This window comes from Leisingera daeponensis (genome assembly GCF_019801465.1).
In the GTDB taxonomy this organism is placed as follows: domain Bacteria; phylum Pseudomonadota; class Alphaproteobacteria; order Rhodobacterales; family Rhodobacteraceae; genus Leisingera; species Leisingera daeponensis_A.
In genome coordinates this window covers 1-13839 of sequence record NZ_JAHVJA010000011.1, presented here as the reverse complement: position 1 = coordinate 13839, position 13839 = coordinate 1, and the positions used below count along the sequence as shown (strand labels likewise).

Below are 13839 nucleotides of genomic sequence, written 5' to 3'. Positions count from 1 at the left end.
ATGTCTGTCAAAATCGAATCTCTCCAGGTGTCCGGCACACATCTGGAAGTGTGCTGGGCCGGAAACGGGCGGGTCTCCCGCTATCCGGCGGTGTGGCTGCGCGACCACTGCCATAGTGCCCGCAGCATGAACCCGGATTCGCAGCAGCGGTCGGTCGATACGTTTGCAATCCCCGCAGACCTGGCGCCGGTTTCCGCACGGCTGGAAGCCGGGACGGTTTACGTGGCCTGGCCGCAGGAGGCTGAGGAAAGTGAATACCCGGTGTCCTTCCTGGAGGCGATGGCGGAGCCGGGCCTGTGGCAGGAGGACCGCCCGAAGCGCCTTTGGATGGCGGCGGATATGGAGGACGGTCTGCCGGAGGTGCCCTATTCAGCGGTGATGGCAGTGGACTGCAGCGGTTTGGCGGAGTGGCTGAACCTTGTCGACCGGCACGGGTTTGCGCTGGTGACCGGCGTCCCGGCGACGCCGGAGGCCACCGAGGAGCTGCTGAAGCGGGTGGGCTATATCCGCCAGACCATCTTTGGCGGATTCTGGGACTTCACCGCCAACAAGGCCTTTGCCGATACCGCCTATTCGACGGTGGAAATCGGCCCGCATACCGACGGCACCTATGCCATCGACTCCCCCGGCTACCAGGCTTTCCATTGCCTCGAGTTCGATGGCACTGGCGGCGAGAGCATCTTTGTCGATGCCTTTAAGGTGGCGGAGGTGATCCGGGAGCAGGATCCGGAAGCCTTTGAGGTGCTTTCCAGTGTGCCGGTTCCGGCGCAGTACAAGGGTGACGGGGTGCATCTGATGGCGGAAAACCCGATCATTGGTTTGGACCGCGACGGCGGCCTGCGCAAGATCACCTACAACAATTATGACCGGGCGCCGTTCCGGCTGGAGGACAGCCGTCAGGCAGCCTTCTACCGGAGCCTGGCGCTGTTTAACAGCCTGATCAACGACCGCGCTTACCAGCTGCGCTTCGGCCTGCGCCCGGGCACGGTGGTGCTGTTCGACAACTGGCGGGTGCTGCACGCGCGAGAGGCCTATGAGGGTCACCGCCGCCTGTGCGGGGCTTATCACAACAAAGAGGATTTCCTGTCCAGGCTGCGGCTTTTGCGCAAGCGGGGCTGATCCGCTCGAGCGACGGCCCGGCCAGCCGGATCAACGGGCCGGCCGGCGGCGTTGCAATCAGGCAGAAGCAAGCTGTCAGGAGGCTGGGATGGCCAGGAATAAAGTGATCAGCAACCACGACCGCGGCTGGCCGGTCCGGGTGGAGCGAGGCGGCGGGCCGGTGCAGCATGGCGCGCTGGACCATTCCGAGGCACCAGCCGGCCTGGATGAGGTGCGCCGCTACCGGCTGGGGCGGCTGCAGTCGGAAATGCAGCGTCAGCATTTGCCGGCGCTCCTGCTGCTGGACCCGATCAACACCCGATATGCCACCGACTGCACCAACATGCAGATCTGGTGCATGCATTTCGAGACCCGCTGTGTGTTCGTGCCCGCCGACGGGCCGGTGACCTTGCTGGATTATGCCGATATGCCATTCTTGGCGGAGGGCCTGCCGACAGTGGACAGTTACGGGGTGATGAAGGCGCATTACTTCTTTGCCGCGGGCAACCGGATGGCGGAATGGGCCAGTGCCTTCGGCAGCCAGATCGGCGGGCTGATGGCCCGCTACTGCCCGGGCGAGAGGCGGCTGGCCATTGACCGGCTGTCTCATCTGGGCGGCACCGCCATTCAGGATCTGGGGTTCGAGATCGTGGATGGCCAAGGCGTGGCAGAAGTAGCGCGCTCGATCAAATCTCCCGGAGAACTGGACTTGATGAAGGCGGCAATCGCGGTGGCCGACAAGGGGATGCATGCGATGCGCGATGCGCTGCGGCCCGGCATCACCGAGAACGCCCTGTGGGCCAAGCTGCATGAGGTCAATATCGCTGAAGGCGGCGAATGGATCGAAACCCGTCTGCTGGCCTCCGGCCCGCGCACTAATCCCTGGTTTCACGAAAGCTCGATGCGGGTGATCGAGGCGGGTGACATGGTGTCCTTCGACACCGACCTGGTCGGGCCTTACGGCTATTGCGCGGATATCTCCCGTGCCTGGGTCTGCGGCGATGTCTGGTCGCGGGAGCAGGCGGACCTCTACCGGCTGGCGCGCGAGCAGGTGGAGTTCAACATGGAGGTGATCAAGCCGGGCATGTCCTACCGGGAGATTGCGGAAAAGTCCTGGCCGATCCCGGACCGTTTCAAAAAGAACCGCTATGGCTGCCTGGCGCATGGGGTGGGGCTGTGCGACGAATACCCGTCGATCCCCTACCGCGAGGATCTGGAGGAATACGGCTATGACGGCGCGGTCGAACCCGGCATGGTGCTGGCGGTCGAATCCTACATCGGCGAGGAGGGCGCGATGGAAGGTGTGAAGCTGGAGCAGATGATCCACGTCACCGAAACCGGCTGGGAGCTGCTGTCCCATTACCCGTGGGAGGAGTTCGAGGCCTAGCCTGCAGGGACGCGTGGACGCCAAAAAAAGCCGCCGGGTTTGCGCCTAGCGGCTTTTTTCTGCAGTTGGGGCCTGCAGGTGACCCGCTGCCGGGTCAGGCGGAGAGGGCCGCCGGAGCGGGGGCTCTGTCTTCCAGTGCGGCAGCCGCGGTTGTCTGGACCGCCAGTCCGAATTCGGCGGCGGACATGGCCAGCCACTCCCAGAAACTGGCGGCGTGGCTGGCGGGGATCAGCAAATCGAAGCCCATGTCCGCGCGGCGGTGCAGGTGGAGCTTTGTGTGCGCCATCAGGCTGACGGCGCTGCGGCCGGGTTCAATCCGGTCCAGGTCCAGAACGCAGCCCTTGGCCATCAGTGCGCAGGCGGCGGTGCCGCTGATCTGCAGGCGCAGGAACCCGCCGCCGGCGCTGCTGACGGCGGCCAGCCCGGCAAGCGCCTGTTTCAGCTCCTGTTCCAGCGCCGGGGCAGGGCGGGGACTGATCAGGTGCCAGCAGTTGCCGGCCGCCCAGGCCAGGCGGTTTTCGCCTTCCTCGGCAAAACGCCCCATCGCGGGCAGGGTGGTGAACCCGAATGGCGCCAGCGCGGCGCCGGCGGCGGCTGCCTGGCCGTGGAAGGGCATGATCCGCAGCACGGCGGTGCCGGTGACGATCCGGGCCTCGACCCCGGCGGGGCCTGCCGCGGGGATGCCGGTCAGGTCCAGGCCTTCGAGGCAGAACGGGGAACGGGCTTCAGCTGCGCACACGGGCATTCTCCGGATCATAGAAGTGATGGGACACGATGGTGGCCGGGACGGGGTCCTCACCGTGAAGGGGGTCGATGATCTCAACCACTTCGCCGAGCCGCTCTTGGCCGCGCCGCACCAGGGCGATGGCGATATGGCTTTCCAGTGTCGGGCTCCAGGCGGAAGAGGTGATGTAGCCGTCGTCATTCTCCGGTGCGAGGGGGGCGCCCCTGGCAGTGATATGGGCGCCCTGGCGGAAGCTGTGCGAAGGGTCCAGAGGTTTCAGCCCCACCACAACCTCGCGGTCGGGGTCGGTCAGCCCCGGGCGGCTGCTGAGGGCGCGGCCGATGAAGTCTTTTTTCTTGGACATCATCATGCCAAGGCCCAGGTCGGCTGCGGTGGTGAACTTGTTCAGCTCCGAGCTGACATGCCCCTTTTCAATGCGAAGCACGTCCAGTGCCTCGACCCCATAAGGCGTGATGCCGAAGTCCGCGCCTTCGCGCTCCAGCGCCTCGGCCAGGGGACGGCCATAGGGGGACGGCACATAGATTTCATAGGCCAGCTCGCCTGAGAAGGAAATCCGGAACAGCCGCGCGGGCACCCCGTCCAGAATGGTGCATTCGCGCGCCGCCAGGAAGGGCAGGGCGGCGTTGCTCACATCCAGCTCCGGGGCGATCCGGGCCAGCACCTCGCGGGCGCGGGGACCGGCCAGGGCGGTGCCGGCCCAGTCCTCGCCCGCATCGGCGAAGGCCACGTCCAGCTCTGGCCACAGCACCTGGTGGCAGTATTCCAGGTGGCTGATAACACTCTCGGATTCTGCCGATGTGGTGGTGATGAAGTAGTGATCCTCAGCCAGCCTTGAGACGGTGCCGTCGTCCATCACGATACCGTCCTCGCGCAGCATCAGCCCGTAGCGGGACTTGCCTACCGGCAGCTTGGCAAAGCCGTTGCTGTAGACCCGGTCGAGAAATGCCGCAGCATCAGGGCCTTGCAGGTCGATCTTGCCCAGGGTGGAGACATCGCAGAAGCCCACCGCGCTGCGCACGGCCTGGACCTCGCGGCTGATGGCCTGGCTCATGGTCTCGCCCGGTTTGGGGAAATACTGGCTGCGGTGCCAGAGGCCGGATTCGATGAACACCCCGCCCTTGTCCTCGACCCAGCCATGCAGCGGGGTGCGCAGGATCGGGCGCCAGTGCTTGCCGCGGGATCGGCCTGCCAGCGCGCCGAGGCTGACCGGGCGGTAGGGCGGGCGGAAGCCGGTGGTGCCGACCTGGTCCATCGGTTTGTCCAGCGCCTTTGACATGGCGGCGATGCCGTGGATGTTGGAGGTCTTGCCCTGATCGGTGGCCATCCCGAGCGTGGTATAGCGTTTGACATGCTCGACTGAGCGATAGCCCTCGCGGGTCGCCAGCGAGACGTCTCCTGCTGTTACGTCATTCTGCAAGTCTATGAATTTCTTTGACTTCCCGGCGCTGGTCTCGAAATAGGCGAAGCTGGCGGCGCGCGCCTCATTGGCCTCCAGATAGCTGTGGTAGCTTGCCAGATCGGCGCTGTCCGGGGCGGCAAACCGCTGGGCTGCAACCTCACCCGCCATGCGGCCGTGGGCCTGGCAGTCTTCGCGGTCCTCCAGCCCGGCCAGGCTGCCGGTGCACAGGAACTCCGCACCCGCCATCTCCTGCGGCAGGAAGGCCTGCAGGCCGTCGCTCCAGCGCGGTTTCTGGCCGCGCTGTGCCAACAGCTGCACCGCCGGGTTCCAGCCGCCGGAGACGCAGACCGCATCGCAGTCCACGGTGCGGCGGCTGCCGTCCCTTTGGCGCAGGGTGACACCCGTGACTGCAGTGCGGCCGTGCACGGTTTCGATCTCATCGCCGTTGCGGGCATCGGCCACCGCGGCGACGGTCACGCCAGCCGCACCCAGCGCCTTGGCCAGGCCTGCGGTGGTGTCGTTGGTGGTGAAGATCACCGCGCGGCTGCCGGGGCGGACGCCATAGTCGCGCAAGTAGCGTTCGGCGGCGGACGCCAGCATCACGCCGGGGCGGTCGTTGTTGCCAAAGATCAGCGAGCGTTCATGGGCGCCGGTGGCCAGGATCACCTGAGGGGCCACGATCTTCCAAATCCGCTGGCGCGGCTGGTGGGCGGCGGGGACGGGCAGGTGGTCGGAGACCTGCTCAACCGCGCCGAAGGTGTTGTTGTCATACCAGCCGAACACCATGGTGCGGGGCATGATGCGGACGTTTACCAGCGCCTCCAGTTCGGCGATGTCCTGTTCCAGGCCGGTACCGTCGAAACCGCCGAGTCGGGCGTGTTCCTCTATCAGCGTCACCCGGGCGCCGCTTTGGGCCGCGGCGCGGGCGGCGCTGATGCCTGCGGCTCCGCCGCCGATCACCAGGATATCGCAGTGGTGGTGGATCTTCTCATAGGTGTCGGGGTCGATGCTGCCGGAAAGGCGGCCCATGCCTGCGGCGCGGCGGATTACCGGCTCATAGAGGCCGGTCCAGAATTTTGCGGGCCATTTGAAGGTCTTGTAGTAGAATCCCGCGGCAAAGAAGGGCGAAAACAGCTGGTTCACCGACAACAGGTCGTATCGCAGCGATGGCCAGCGGTTCTGGCTGGCGGCCTCCAGCCCGTCATAGAGCTCCACCATGGTGGCGGGGATGTTGGGTTCCTGGCGGGCGCCGCTGCGCAGCTGCACCAGGGCGCTGGGTTCATGCGGGTCGCAGGTGAAGATGCCGCGCGGGCGGTGGTACTTGAAGCTGCGCGCGACCAGCCGGACGCCATTGGCCAAGAGGGCAGAGGCGAGCGTGTCGCCCTCAAAGCCGCCGTAGCGCTTGCCGTCGAAGGTGAAGCTGATGGGCTTGCTGCGGTCCAGGCGGCGGCCTGTGCCATTCAGCCGGTGGGTCTGGCGGGTCATCGCTGCACCTCCCCGCCGGGGCGGGCCTGAATGGCCTGGGTGATCTCGTGGGTGACGGTGTTGCGGTCCACAACCAGCCAGCTGCCGCAGCCTTGGGCGTGGCGCCAGTGTTCGCGGTGGGGGCCTTTGGGGTTGTCGCGCAGGTAGACGTAGTCGACCCAGGCCTCCATAGGGGCGTCTGCGGCGGGGCGGGTGAGGGTGGCGTCGCCGCGGTAGGTGAATTCTTCCAGCGGGCGGTCGCCGCACAGCGGGCAGGGGATGCGCATGGGATGTCAGCCCTCCTCAGTGGTGGTTGGGGAAGGGGCCGCCGCCGGTGGCATCCACCGGGCGGCCTTCGGCAAAACGGTCAAGGTGGAACGGCGCGTTGTAGGTGTGCGGCGCGTCGTTCGCGACGGTATGGGCAAAGCACCAAGCGGCGCCGGGGATTGCCTTGAAGCCGGTGTAGTTCCAGCCGCCGTTCAGATAGAGACCTTCGACCGGCGTTTTGCAGATGTAGGGGGAGCCATCCATGGTCATGTCGACCACGCCGGCCCAGTGGCGCAGCAGGCGCACCCGGCCCAAGCTGGGCAGGAACATCATCATCGCCTCGGCCACGTCCTCGACAATCGGCAGGTTGCCGCGCTGCGCAAAGCTGTTGTAGCCGTCCAGCATGCCGCCGAAGACCAGGCCGCCCTTGTCGGACTGGCTGATGTAGAGGTGGCCGACACCAAAGGTGGCGACGGTGTCGACGCAGGGTTTCACCGCCTCGGAGACGAAGGCCTGCAGCTTGTGGCTTTCGACCGGCAGCCTGATTCCGGCCTTCTGCATTACTTGGCTGGTATGGCCTGCCACGGCAACCGCGACCTTGCCTGCGCCGATGCGGCCGCGGGTGGTCTCCACCCCGGTCATGCGGCCGTTGGCGTCGCGCTCGAACCCGGTGACCTCGCAGTTCTGGATGATATCGACGCCCAGCCGGTCGGCGGCGCGGGCATAGCCCCAGACCACGGCGTCGTGGCGGGCGTTGCCGGCGCGCGGCTGCAACAGGCCGCCCAGCACCGGGAACCGGCCGTTATTTTCGTCCACCAGCGGCATCATTTCCAGCACCTGTCGGCGGTCCAGCATCACCGCGTCGACGCCGTTCATGATCATCGCGTTGCCGCGGCGCACCGCCTCGTCGCGCTGTCCGTCGGTGTGGAAGATATCGAGCACGCCGCGCTGGGAGAACATCACGTTGTAGTTCAGCTCCTCGCTGAGGCCCTCCCACAGTTTCAGCGACCATTCCAGCAGGGGGATTTCGCTGTTCAACAGGTAGTTGGAGCGCACGATGGTGGTGTTGCGGCCGGTGTTGCCGCTGCCGATCCAGCCCTTTTCCAGCACGGCCACATTGGTGATCCCGTGGTTCTTGGCCAGGTAATAGGCGGTCGCCAGCCCGTGGCCGCCGCCGCCGATGATCACGACGTCATACTGCTTCCGGGGTTCCGGATGGCGGAACGCTTCGGGCCAGCCCTGATGGCCGCGCAGGGCCTGTTTCACCAAGGATGTGATCGAATACTGCATCGTCTCCGGCGCCCGTTCCGGGCCTTGTGCTGAGGGGTGTTCTCTGATGCGATGATGGCGCGGCGGGTGCTTTTGCAGACAGGGTAAAAAATTTCAGCGGTGCTTCAAAAAAATCTTCAATTGTGGAAGCGGCCGCTAAGCGGCAGATTGGATGGACCCTGAAATCCAGCGGATTGGACTATGAAAAGACGGCTTCCCCCCTTTGCTGCAGTCAAGGCTTTCGAGGCAGCTGCGCGCCATTGCAACTTTCAGCTGGCAGCGGAAGAGCTGGGCATTTCCGCTTCGGCCGTCAGCCATCAGGTCAAGGCGCTGGAGGATTTCGTGGCGATGCCGCTGTTTATCCGGCGCAACAACCGGCTGATCCTGCGCGAAGTGGGGCAGGCCTATTTCGAGCGGCTAAGCGTTGCGCTAGACGGGATCGAAATGGCGACAGATACGCTGGCGCGCTCGACTGGGCGGTCGCAGCTGACGCTGAACCTGTTCCCGTCGCTCGCTGATGTGTGGCTGATTCCGCAATTGGGGGACTTTCATCAGAAGCACTCCGATATCGCGGTGCGGCTGAGCACCTCCGAACTGGCGGGAGACGGTTTGAACCGGGAAGCGGATTTTGCCCTGGTCTATCTGCCGAAGGAGGAGGTGCCGGAGAATGCCGCGGTGCTGTTTTCCGATGATATCGTGCCGGTGGCGGCGCCGGAGTATCTGGCGGCGCACGGCCCGGTCGAAAGCCCGCAGGACCTGCTTCAGCACACCCTGATCGCCAGCCTGTCCGAGGACGAGGAGTGGAAGTCCTGGTTCGAGGCGCAGGGAATCGCGGATCACAGGAAGGCCCGCTACATGGAACTGGATATGTGTTCCAGCTGCCTGAAAGCTGCCAAGGAAGGGCTGGGAATCACCATGGGCCGCAGGCCGTATCTGGACCATGACTTGGTGGCGGGCCGTCTGGTGGCGCCATTGCCGACGGTCGTTTCCACCGGCTGGTGCCTGGCGCTGGTGACCACCCCCCGCGGCGCCGGCCTGCCGTATGGGCCGCGTTTCCGGAATTGGATGATCGCGGTGAGCGGCGAGTCCGGGAATGCTTGGGCGGCACTTGGCTGATCCGGGCAGGCGGCCGGATACTTTATTGTACATTTGAACAATAAAGATTGCGCAGGGCGACTTTCCATGCTTATCTATTGTACAGTTGAACAGTAAATAGCTCTCCGCAGGAAGGTAGCCATGACCCGAACCTCTGCACGCAGACGCGCCCGTGGCGGCGCCCGGCCGGACCGCAGCGGCGGTGCTGTGACCCAATCGGCCTGGACCCAGGTTCGCTACCGCACTGCACCCACAAACGTGTTGAGCTCCGATCAGATAGAGGCCATCCACGAGGCCTCGCTGACCATCCTGGAGGAAATCGGCGTCAAAGTGCTGGACCCGGAAGCGCGGGGCTATCTGCAGGAAGCCGGGGCCAGGGTGGACCACGGCGAGGAGATGGTCTGGCTCGACCGCGGGCTGGTGGAAGAGAAGCTGAAACTGCCGCCGTCGTCCTTTACGCTGCACGCCCGCAACCCGGCGCGCAATGTGCAGCTGGGCGATGACTGCGCGATCTTTGCCTCGGTTGGCGGCCCGGCCTTTGTCTCGGATCTCGACAGGGGGCGGCGGCAGGGCACCTATGCGGAGATGTGCGATTTCATCAAGCTGGTGCAGAGTCTGAACATCCTGCATCAGGAAGGCGGCGGCCCGTTCGAGGCGCTGGACCTGCCGCAGGAGAGCCGCCACCTGGACCTGCATTTCGCGCAGATCACCCTGACCGACAAGAACTGGCAGCCTTGGGGGCTGGGCGCCGAGCGTGCCCGTGACGGGCTGGAAATGGCGGCGATCTCCTTGGGGTGCTCGCGCGAGGATCTGATCGGCAAGCCGGTGTTCACCACCGTGATCAACACCAACTCTCCGTTGCAGATCGACGGTCCGATGGGCGAGGGGCTGATCGAGATGGCCAAGCACGGCCAGCCGGTGATCATCACGCCCTTCACGCTGGCGGGGGCGATGTCGCCGGTGACGATTGCGGGCGCGCTGACCCAGCAGAACGCCGAGGCGCTGTCCGGCATCGTGCTGGCGCAATGCGTGCGGCCCGGCACCCCGGTGATCTATGGCGGCTTCACCTCCAACGTGGACATGAAGACCGGCTCACCGGCCTTTGGCACCCCGGAATACACCCTGGCGGCGCAGGCCACCGGGCAACTGGCGCGACGCTATGGCATCCCCTTCCGCTCCAGCAATGTCACCGCCTCCAACGCGGTGGACGCGCAAGCGGCCTATGAAAGCCAGATGTCGTTGTGGGGCGCGATGAGCGGCCATGTGCATCTGCTGAACCAGGGCGCAGGCTGGCTGGGCGGCGGGCTGGTGGCCTCCTTCGAGAAGCTGATCATCGATGCCGAGATGCTGCAGATGATGGCAGCGGCGCAGCAGCCGTTTGAGGTTTCTGATGCGGCCATCGGACTGGACGCGATCCGCGAGGTCGGGCCGTGCGGTCATTTCTTTGGCACCCAGCACACGCTGGACCGTTACGAGAGCGCCTTTTACACGCCGCTGGTGTCCGATTGGGACAATTACGAGAACTGGAGCGACCGAGGCAGCAAGGACACCGCGCAGCGCGCCAACGGGATCTGGAAGCAAATGCTGGCAGCATACGAGCAGCCGCCGATTGACGCGGCAATCGAAGACCAGCTGAAAGATTACATGGCCCGCCGCAAGCAGGAGATCCACGGCAACGCCGCCTGATCCGGAACAATCTCCCAGCCTTGTGCAGCAGCGGAGCTGCACAAGGTTTTTCTGCCCGGCTCCCCATGGCCGGGCAGCTTTTTTGTGCTGTGTGCCGGCGAAATCCTGCGGCCGCTATGGGGCGCAGTCGGGACGGCGAAGGCGGACGTGTCCTGCCGGGGCCTCAATGGGTTCGCGTCGGGACTGGGAAGAACGCAAAAAAGAACCGGAGCAGTCCTGGAAGGCGCTGCTCCGGTTCACGGGGCTGGATGCGGTGAGGATAGTGCCCCAGCCCGTTCCGGTTTTGCCGGCGTGTCAGCTGCGCATCCGCAGGCCCTCGGGGTCGACCGGCGGGGCGGTCAGCAGGCGGGCCTTGCACCGTTTGCCCACGATTTCGATTTCGTATTCTGCGGCTGGGTCGATGGCATTGGGGTAGAGGTAGCCGAGCGCCAGGCTGGTGCCCGCGCAATAGCCATAGCCGCCGGAGCTGGTGTAGCCCGCCAGCTTGCCGTTGAGGAACACTGGCTCGCCGCCATAGGCGTCGGCCTTTTCCGCGTCGACGGCGAATTGCACGAAGCATTCCCGCGGCCCGGCCTCTTTGGCGGCCAGGGCGGCCTCACGGCCGATGAAGTCCCCCTTGCCGTAGCGGACAAAGCGCGCCAGCGCGGTTTCATGGGCGTAGTAGTCGGAGGTGAGTTCCATGTTCCAGCCGGCAAAGCCCTTTTCCAGCCGCAGCGCCATCAGCGCGTGGCCGCCTGCGAGGGTCAGGCCATGGGGGTCGCCCGCTGCCAGGATCTCCTCGAACAGCGTGCGCTGGTATTCCATCGGCATGTAGATCTCGTAACCGCATTCGCCGGTGTAGGAGACCCGGATGACAAAGGCGCGGGGGCAGGGGCCGAGCTCCATCTCGCGGCCCGACAGGAAGGGGAAGTCGGCGCTGCCAAAGCTGACGCCCGGGGCCACCGCGGCCATGATCGCCTTGGCGTTGGGGCCGGCCACATGCAGGCCCGCATAGCGGTTGGTGAGGTTCTCATAAGCGACCCCGGATTCGGGCAGGGTCTCCAGGAACCAGCGTTCGTGAATCTTCTCCATCGACCCGGAGCCCAGCACCAGGCAGCTGTCCGCGCTGAGGCGGGTGACGGTGAAATCGCCGATGACCTTGCCCTGATGGCTGAGCATCGGGCAGAGCGCGGTTTTGCCCACGGCCGGGATCTTGTTGGCCATGATGCGGTCCAGATAGGCCGCCGCACCGGCGCCGCTGAAGCGGTATTTGCCATAGCTGGTCAGCTCGAACAGGCCCGCGGTTTCCCGCACGGCGCGGGATTCGCGGGCGACGGCCTGGAACCAGGCGGGGCGTTCGTAGGAATAGCTCTCCTGCCGCTCGGCGTCGTTGGCCGCGTACCAGTAGGCATCTTCCCAGCCGCAGGTCTCGCCGAACACTGCGCCTGCGGCTTTCAGCCGGTCGTAGATGGGCGAGGTTTTCATCGGGCGGGCTGCCGGGAAGGTCTGGTATGGGTAGATGCGGCTGGAGCGGTTTTCGTACCAGTATTTGGTCATCTGCTTGGCATAGCGGCTGCCGGCATAATCGCCGTAGCGGGCCACGTCCCAGAAGCTGACGTCCAGCGAGGGCTCGCCGTCGATGATCCATTCCGCCAGTACCTTGCCGATGCCGCCGCCTTGGTTGAAGCCGGTCATCACGCCGTTGGCGCAGAAATAGCCCGGTTTGCCGGGGTAGGGGCCGATCAGCGGGCCGAGGTCGGGGGAGAAGATCATCGGGCCGTTGATGACGCTCTTGATGCCGGCATCGGCGAGGCTGGGGATCAGCTCGACCGCCTGCAGGAATTCCTCCTCCATGCGGCTGAGGTCGTCGGGCAGCAATTCGTGGCCGAAGTCCAGCGGGGTGCCGTCTTCGGCCCAGTGAATGCATTTGCTCTCATAGGCGCCGATCAGCAGGCCCTTGCCCTCGGGGCGCATGTAGAGGTTGGCATCGGCGTAGGAGAGCAGCGCGTGATCGCTGCCGATTTCGGCCATTTCGGGGATTTCTTCGGTCACCAGATAGTGGTGCTCGACCGGCATCAGGGGCAGCGTGATGCCCGCCAGTGCCGCCACCTCGCGGCCCCAGAGGCCGGCGGCGTTGACCACGCAGTCGGCGGTGATGGTGCCGTTTTCGGTCACCACGTCCCACTTGCCGTCGTGGCGCTGGTTGGTTTCCAGCACCGGGGTGTGGCGGTGGATGGTGGCGCCGTAGTTGCGCGCGGCCTTGGCAAAGGCATGGGTGACGCTGGCCGGATCGCAGTAGCCGGCGGTCTTTTCGTGCAGGATTGCGGTCAGGTCATCGGTTTTGAGGGTCGGAGCAAGCTCCTTGGCACGTTCCGGGGAAATGAACTCGGATTCAATGCCGTAGCGTTTGCCGAAGGCATGGGCGATGGCAAGCGTCTTGATCTCTTCCTCATCCTTCGCGACCAGCAGTTCGCCGTTGTAGTGCAGGCCGCAGTCCTGTCCGCTTTCGCGCTCCAGCACCGGGTAGAGGTCGATTGTGTATTTTTGCAGAACCGCGGCATTCCCCGGGGCGGTCAGGGTGAACAGGTTGCCGGCCGCATGCCAGGAGGAGCCTGCGGTCAGCTCCTGCCGTTCCAGCAGCACCACGTCCTTCCAGCCCCGTTTGGCCAGGTGATAGAGAATGCTGCAGCCGACGACCCCGCCGCCGATAATGACCACTCTTGCTTTTGTTTCCATTAGGCTCGCCCTGCTGTCGCTGAGGTTTCATTCGAAAAACTGTCGAGCAGGGGTCCGGGGAACTCAAACGAATTAAATTGCGGGGTCCTCAAATTTGATTCCACAGCAAATTCTGCCGTTATAATTTTCTGGGTGACGATCAAAATTTATTTGGTTGAGATGAATCCATTGCTGCCGGATCGTTAAGTGACCACGATCCGACGGCCGGGCTGGAAACGGCACCACGGCAGCTCGCAAAACAAGGCCGTTCCGGGTGCCGGGGCGGCAGCCGGGCCACTGGGGTGCTCAGTGCCGGCGCCGGAATGGCCATGCCGTTCAGTCCTGCGTGCTGAGGTTTTCTTCAGGGCGCGCGGAAGGAACTTCAGCGCTTTCCCGGACAGTTATTGGCGCCAATGCCAGGGAGGAATGACAATTGCACGTCCAGAGTGAAGCAGGCAAAGGTTATTCGCTCAGTGCTCCTGCGTCGCTTTATGTTGGCGTATTGGTTGCTGCGCCGCTGGGGATACTGGTGGCCTACAGCTTCTGGACGCAGACCTATGTCGAGATTGACCGGACGCTGACCTGGGCGAACTACCTTGAGGCGGCGACCGATCCGCTGGTGCGGCATCTGATGCTGCGCTCGATCGCGATTGCCGGCGCGGTGACCATGGCGACGGTGGCGCTGGCCTATCCGATTGCCTATTTCATCGCCTTCCGCACCCGCAAGAAAACCCT

The 13839-nt window shown here is 64.9% G+C and carries 9 protein-coding genes and 1 pseudogene; 5 read left to right on the top strand and 5 right to left on the bottom strand.

Annotated elements, in window-relative coordinates; all coding sequences use genetic code 11:
* Entirely contained in the window at window positions 1–1119 is a 1119-nt protein-coding gene (locus tag KUV26_RS18685; RefSeq protein ID WP_222509512.1) for a trimethyllysine dioxygenase, read from the top strand.
* An 88-nt stretch (window positions 1120–1207) separates the two neighbouring features.
* Entirely contained in the window at window positions 1208–2485 is a 1278-nt protein-coding gene (locus tag KUV26_RS18680; protein ID WP_222509511.1) for a M24 family metallopeptidase, read from the top strand.
* Window positions 2486–2579: 94 nt separating this feature from the next.
* Here the strand turns inward: KUV26_RS18680 and KUV26_RS18675 are convergent, their stop codons facing one another.
* The 4 genes from KUV26_RS18675 to KUV26_RS18660 are packed head-to-tail and all read right to left on the bottom strand — an operon-like array spanning window position 2580 to window position 7650.
* On the bottom strand, window positions 2580–3224 hold the full coding sequence (locus KUV26_RS18675; RefSeq protein WP_222509510.1) for a sarcosine oxidase subunit gamma: 645 nt from the start codon (window positions 3222–3224) through the stop codon (window positions 2580–2582).
* Window positions 3211–6114 (bottom strand): sarcosine oxidase subunit alpha family protein, encoded by a 2904-nt coding sequence (locus KUV26_RS18670; protein WP_222509509.1) that lies wholly within the window; start codon window positions 6112–6114, stop codon window positions 3211–3213. Before KUV26_RS18670 ends, KUV26_RS18675 begins: the two co-directional genes overlap by 14 nt.
* Window positions 6111–6380 (bottom strand): sarcosine oxidase subunit delta, encoded by a 270-nt coding sequence (locus tag KUV26_RS18665; protein WP_222505217.1) that lies wholly within the window; start codon window positions 6378–6380, stop codon window positions 6111–6113. Before KUV26_RS18665 ends, KUV26_RS18670 begins: the two co-directional genes overlap by 4 nt.
* 16 nt (window positions 6381–6396) lie before the next feature.
* Window positions 6397–7650 carry a sarcosine oxidase subunit beta family protein gene (locus KUV26_RS18660; protein ID WP_222509508.1) on the bottom strand — a complete coding sequence of 418 codons (1254 nt, stop codon included), beginning with the start codon at window positions 7648–7650 and terminating at the stop codon, window positions 6397–6399.
* Between the two features lie 180 nt (window positions 7651–7830).
* Between KUV26_RS18660 and KUV26_RS18655 the strand changes: the two genes are divergently transcribed.
* Window positions 7831–8745, top strand: a complete 915-nt coding sequence (locus KUV26_RS18655; RefSeq protein WP_222509507.1) for a LysR substrate-binding domain-containing protein — start codon at window positions 7831–7833, stop codon at window positions 8743–8745.
* Between the two features lie 120 nt (window positions 8746–8865).
* On the top strand, window positions 8866–10410 hold the full coding sequence (locus tag KUV26_RS18650) for a trimethylamine methyltransferase family protein (RefSeq protein WP_222509506.1): 1545 nt from the start codon (window positions 8866–8868) through the stop codon (window positions 10408–10410).
* 294 nt (window positions 10411–10704) lie between these two features.
* On the opposite strand, the gene KUV26_RS18645 is transcribed toward KUV26_RS18650, so the two are convergent.
* Complete coding sequence (locus KUV26_RS18645; protein WP_222509505.1) at window positions 10705–13125, bottom strand: FAD-dependent oxidoreductase; 2421 nt, start codon at window positions 13123–13125, stop codon at window positions 10705–10707.
* Between the two features lie 412 nt (window positions 13126–13537).
* Between KUV26_RS18645 and KUV26_RS18640 the strand changes: the two are divergent.
* Window positions 13538–13839: pseudogene (locus KUV26_RS18640) on the top strand (ABC transporter permease); the annotation flags it as partial.

Bases quoted from the DNA above. Each gene is read 5' to 3' on its own strand.
- KUV26_RS18685 (WP_222509512.1), top strand. From the start codon at position 1: ATGTCTGTCAAAATCGAATCTCTCCAGGTGTCCGGCACACATCTGGAA.
- KUV26_RS18680 (WP_222509511.1), top strand. From the start codon at position 1,208: ATGGCCAGGAATAAAGTGATCAGCAACCACGACCGCGGCTGGCCGGTC.
- KUV26_RS18670 (WP_222509509.1), bottom strand. From the start codon at position 6,114: ATGACCCGCCAGACCCACCGGCTGAATGGCACAGGCCGCCGCCTGGAC.
- KUV26_RS18665 (WP_222505217.1), bottom strand. From the start codon at position 6,380: ATGCGCATCCCCTGCCCGCTGTGCGGCGACCGCCCGCTGGAAGAATTC.
- KUV26_RS18660 (WP_222509508.1), bottom strand. From the start codon at position 7,650: ATGCAGTATTCGATCACATCCTTGGTGAAACAGGCCCTGCGCGGCCAT.
- KUV26_RS18655 (WP_222509507.1), top strand. From the start codon at position 7,831: ATGAAAAGACGGCTTCCCCCCTTTGCTGCAGTCAAGGCTTTCGAGGCA.
- KUV26_RS18650 (WP_222509506.1), top strand. From the start codon at position 8,866: ATGACCCGAACCTCTGCACGCAGACGCGCCCGTGGCGGCGCCCGGCCG.
- KUV26_RS18645 (WP_222509505.1), bottom strand. From the start codon at position 13,125: ATGGAAACAAAAGCAAGAGTGGTCATTATCGGCGGCGGGGTCGTCGGC.